This window comes from Paucihalobacter sp. (assembly GCF_036825875.1).
Lineage (GTDB): Bacteria > Bacteroidota > Bacteroidia > Flavobacteriales > Flavobacteriaceae > Paucihalobacter.
Genome location: NZ_DAISXK010000080.1, coordinates 1 through 4,840, shown reverse-complemented (window position 1 = coordinate 4,840; position 4,840 = coordinate 1). Strand labels below are relative to the sequence as shown.

Sequence of the window (4,840 nt, the reverse complement as noted above, 5' to 3'; positions counted from 1 at the left end):
TTACGTCATTCCACATATCTAAAACCATCATTTTAATTTGATTATCTATCTTCGCTTGAATACCATTTCGATAGTCTTGATAATCCTCATAGTGCGTTTTGCTGATACTGTTTAATTTATTCTGAAAAAATGTTACGGGATTTAACCAAAATGAAGCACTAATCAACTTATTTTTTTCGTGATTTTCATATTCAATAGGTGCGATGCCCTGTTTTACCAATTCGTTGGCCAGTGCTGCACCTGAACGGTTCATTGCCATATTAGTTTTAGTGCTGTCTTTTGCCGCAACACTCTGTTCTATTTCGGGGAACAGCGCCTTTAACTTGGTTATAATTTCGTCTTCTGATAAAGCAAATAGAGACTCGCGATCATCTCTTTGTGCATCAATAAAATCGGTCATTAAATTAGTGGGATGCTTTACGCCTACCCATTGATGAACAGACGCAGGTATGACAAATGCCAAAATAAGCCAAATACCTACCATTTTTAGTGTGTTGGCAACAACTGTTTGACCGTTTTTAAGTATAAAAAAGAAAATAATGGCCCAAAACAACAAGTACAACAAACTGTATAATACAACCTGCAAAAAGGCTTGTGGATTTTGGTTAAATACTTGTGTAAGTGAAGCGCCGTAAGTTATGAGTAATAAACAAGTTACAAATACAAGTACCACATAAAATCCTAATCGGGCCAAAAGCCAAATGTGCTTTGAAGCGCTTTGCACTTCTATTAAAGGCAAAAAACCTTGTTCTGCTTCCGAGGCCTTGAGGTTATATACCAAAATAAGCAACAATAAGGGCAATAAAAATAAAAGTACAAACGAAAAATCTAAAGTGCCTGTTTGCAGTCGTTCAGGATTGGCAATTTCTTGGGCCATATCGGCATCGTACGGACTTGCCCAAAAGGTAATGCGCTTATAAAATCCATATTGCTCGGCCTGACCAATACTGTAAACCATGGCCGATGATGGATTTTTAAAATCATATATCGGCGTATACCATATGGCCCAAAATGGCGTAGTTACATCTACCCAAGATCTGGCAGCCGGGCCTTTTTCTCCTTTATCGAAATAATCTAAAATTTCGGCTTTTTGGGTTTCTGTCTTGAGATGAATGCTTTCAATTTCTGATGATTGTTTTTGGTACAAGGCTGCGCCATTATGCAAGCCGTAAACCCCTGCAACCATAAAAAGTAAAAGAGCTACTACCTTAAATTTACTACGCCAAAAGTGTTTTAACTCGAACATAAAAATAGTTAGTGCCTTCATATTAATTCTATTTTTTTAGTTCCTGTTACTAGCAATACCACCACCAACACACTCCATAATATCAATAACAAAAGGTCGGTGATATAATTAGAAAAAATGGTGCTCAATGCGGTAGGTTGATATTTAAAATCGGGTACGGATTTAAAAAAATCATTATCGGCTTTCCACCCCCAATCGCCGGTTTTAGAGCCACCATAGGCGTGCTTATCGTTAAGTGTTTTAATAAAATCTCTTCGGTAATGTTCTACCTGTACTAAAAATTCTTGATGGTGTAAATTATCACTTGCAGTAAAGCCCATACTGGCATTTTGCAGCGATACAAACGGATTGACCAGGCCTGCCCATTGATAGGTTTGCTTCTGCTTGGTTAAAACCTCACGTAAATTGCCAAAGTGTTTGTCCCAAACCTGGTTGCCGTATTCTTCATCGGCTTGCATTACCAAACCATCAAAATTAATGGGTAGTTGCGATAAACTATCAACACCATATTCTTTTAAGACTTGTTCTTCTAAACCTTTAGAACGTTCATCTGCAGGATTATGACCGTCTAACCCTTTAGAGCGGTCTTCTTTCATGGCGGCTTGAAATTCGTTTCGGCTGGGTAATTCGTGTAACTGTTCAGCTGAACTCATCCAAATATTTGGTAAAAATACCGTCCATAGTATCCATATTCCCAACATCGATGTTAATGCCACCGTTGCATTTTGCCATCTTGCCGAAAAGAAAACGGTTAGACCGCTTATTATGAAGTAATACATGGCATAGCTAAGAAAAAACAGCAGACTTCTACTTATTGTATCGGTATTCAAATTTTGAATATTTAGTAAGGCATATACCACCACTACAACTGCCAGCAACACGATGCCGTAAAGCCATACCGAAAGTGTTTTGGCCCAAAGTATCGATTTTACTTTTGCGCCTTGTAAGACCAATAATTTGAGTCGGCCACTTTGTTTCTCACTGCTCACCGAATTAAAAGCAAGAAAAATGAGTAATAGTGGCACTATATACTGTAACAAAAGTGAACTTTTAAGCTTACCAAATTTAGATACGGTTTGCATTTGCGAGGCTTCAGAATGTACTATTTCGTTTTGCACATGGCCTTCTACGCGCAACACATTTCCGGTAATACTGTTAACACCTTCGTCCAGACTACTTAACAAATTGGCCGGTTTAAAGACATAAGTACCATAATGGGCCGCACTATGCGGATTCATAGCATCTATATTTTCCCATTGCGCACGTAAATGTTCTTGCGCCGTTTGGTAAGCTACAGTTTGATTTTTAGTTTGAATGTTTCCCAAGGCGATAGACAGCACCAGAACTAACACAAAACTTATTGTAACCCCTAGTAATGTTTTGTTTCGGCTGAAAAATTGCCATTCATTTTTAAATATTTGACCTGTCATAACCGCTTAGTTTTGCATATATTTTAAGTACATATTTTCAAGCTCATTTGCAGTTACATCTTTACTAGACAATTCTTTAACCAATACGCCCTGTTTTAAAATGCCAATACGATGACAAACTTCCCTCACCCTAAAAATATCGTGCGAAGCCATTAAAATACTGGCACCTTCATTTGCTAATTTTTTCAACAACTCAGATAATTCGTTACTGGCAAGCGGGTCTAAACCACTGGCCGGTTCATCTAATAAGTACACCTTGGCTTTTTTGGCATAGGCAATGGCAATACCAACTTTTTGTCGCATGCCTTTTGAATATTCAGACACTTTATTGTGATGTGCCGCTTCTTGCAAGCCGCAAGTGTTTAAAAAATCGTGCAGTTCTTGTTTACTGTATTTTAAATTGGCCAACTTGCAGAAATAATCCAAATTTTCAAGACCCGACAGATATGGATACAGATTGACGTTTTCAGGAATATACCCTATAAGCTTTCTTACATCATTCGGATTTTTACTAGCATCAATATCATTGACTAAGATGTCTCCAGTGTCTGGTTTTAAAAACCCTAACAGCATATTGATAGTGGTTGATTTTCCGGCACCGTTGGCGCCTAACAGACCCAGTATTTCGCCCGGAGCTACTTTTAAGTTTAGATCTTTAACGGCAGCATTGCCTTTAAAAGATTTACTGACCTTGTGTATTTGTATCATAAAATATAATATTATTAATGCAACTTTGTTGCGAAAATAATAATTTAATTTTACCTATGTCCACTTTCAATTAAATAAAGCATGAACAATTTTATATTTGCATCAATACCTCGCATTTAAAATTGTTTTAAAAAAGTCAACTTATAGATGTTCTGATTAAACTGAAATCTAACAGGCTCTAAAAGACTATTCAATAGGTCTTCCCGATTTTCATTAATTACAACGTAAATGTAGGAAAGAGGTAGGTATTCCCATGATAGTCTAGAATTTATGGTTGAACTTTTGTTACTTGAATTGTATTGATAAAAGGTAATGAGTTGTAGCCTTGGATTTAGTGATAATCGAAGTTCAGTACCTATCAAATTGGTTTTTAATGATTCTTGATGAACCCCTAAATCCCTTATTAAATTGTACTCATAATTTGCACTTAAAGATATATGTGGAAGCGGTGCTATTCGCAAGGAGGTCGTCAGGGTATTTAAATCCCCGTTAAAGTATTCCCCAAAATTGTAAGACGTACTAAAACCAATTTTTTTTGAGAAGTCTCCTCTATAACTAAAAATATGCCTTTGAAATGAGTAATCACCCGCTGCAATAGCAATACCCAATGGAGAGAACGGCTCTCTTAATGACTGCCAATTTAATCGGTAGGTATACTCAATATTACTGCCGTTTTGTAATTCAAAACCTAAAGGTCTAAAAGAAGCAAAGCCCTCTCTAAAAGATAAATCATCTAGGTAATTATAAAATAAGGTGGTAATCCCGGGATTAAACTGTCTTGTAAATTTTGGCAACCATTTAGGACGAAGTTTCAATGAGAATGCCGGACTAGTGAGCAAATAGTTATTGGAATCAATAAAACCTACCTTAGGGTCATAATTAGATGAAACAAAGCTTTCTATCAATCCTAAATAAATCCAGTTATTGGAATAATACGCCCACAATGCACCCGAATACCCGTCATTATTCTCTAAACCAGAATTTTTGGAGGCCGAAAGCATCCAAAAAGCGTTTAAAGCTTGATTAGGTCTTAAAAAACCATCTACGGTTACTGTGGTATTGTAATTGGATTGTCCATCTTGATTGGGTTCATCATATCGCAAAGTTGCCATGCCTCCTATTCTATTTTGTCCCCCTAAATTTTTAGAATAGCGCCCCACTGCAAAATTGGAAGCAGGTTGATTGGCAAACTCGTCCTGTCGTAACACAATGGCACCTATACTTTGATTTGGACTTCTATTTGTAAATCGGGCGCCCACCTCGATAGGAATAGGATTTCCGTTATTATCTAAACCTATCCTTCTACTAAAAAAGGGCTGTAAATTATCCCATGCTGCCATATAATAGATTTCATTTCCCTCCAAAAAGAACTGTCTGCGCTCTGGGAATAAAACTGAAAATCGGGAAAGGTTTATAACCTGTCGGTCAACATCTGCCTGTGCAAAATCCGTATTAT

General features: G+C 37.0%; 4 protein-coding genes. All 4 read right to left on the bottom strand.

The window, feature by feature from the left end; translation table 11 throughout:
• Positions 1-1,267, bottom strand: a 1,267-nt coding sequence (locus tag V7Z48_RS13395; protein ID WP_334114124.1) for a hypothetical protein, incomplete at its 3' end; no start/stop codon positions are given.
• Positions 1,264-2,676: an ABC transporter permease gene (locus tag V7Z48_RS13390; RefSeq protein ID WP_334114123.1), complete on the bottom strand. Its 1,413-nt coding sequence runs from the start codon at positions 2,674-2,676 to the stop codon at positions 1,264-1,266. The genes V7Z48_RS13395 and V7Z48_RS13390, both read right to left, overlap by 4 nt.
• A 6-nt stretch (positions 2,677-2,682) precedes the next feature.
• Positions 2,683-3,384: an ABC transporter ATP-binding protein gene (locus V7Z48_RS13385; protein WP_334114122.1), complete on the bottom strand. Its 702-nt coding sequence runs from the start codon at positions 3,382-3,384 to the stop codon at positions 2,683-2,685.
• Positions 3,385-3,500: 116 nt separating this feature from the next.
• Positions 3,501-4,840, bottom strand: a 1,340-nt coding sequence (locus V7Z48_RS13380) for a DUF5916 domain-containing protein (RefSeq protein WP_334114120.1), incomplete at its 5' end; no start/stop codon positions are given.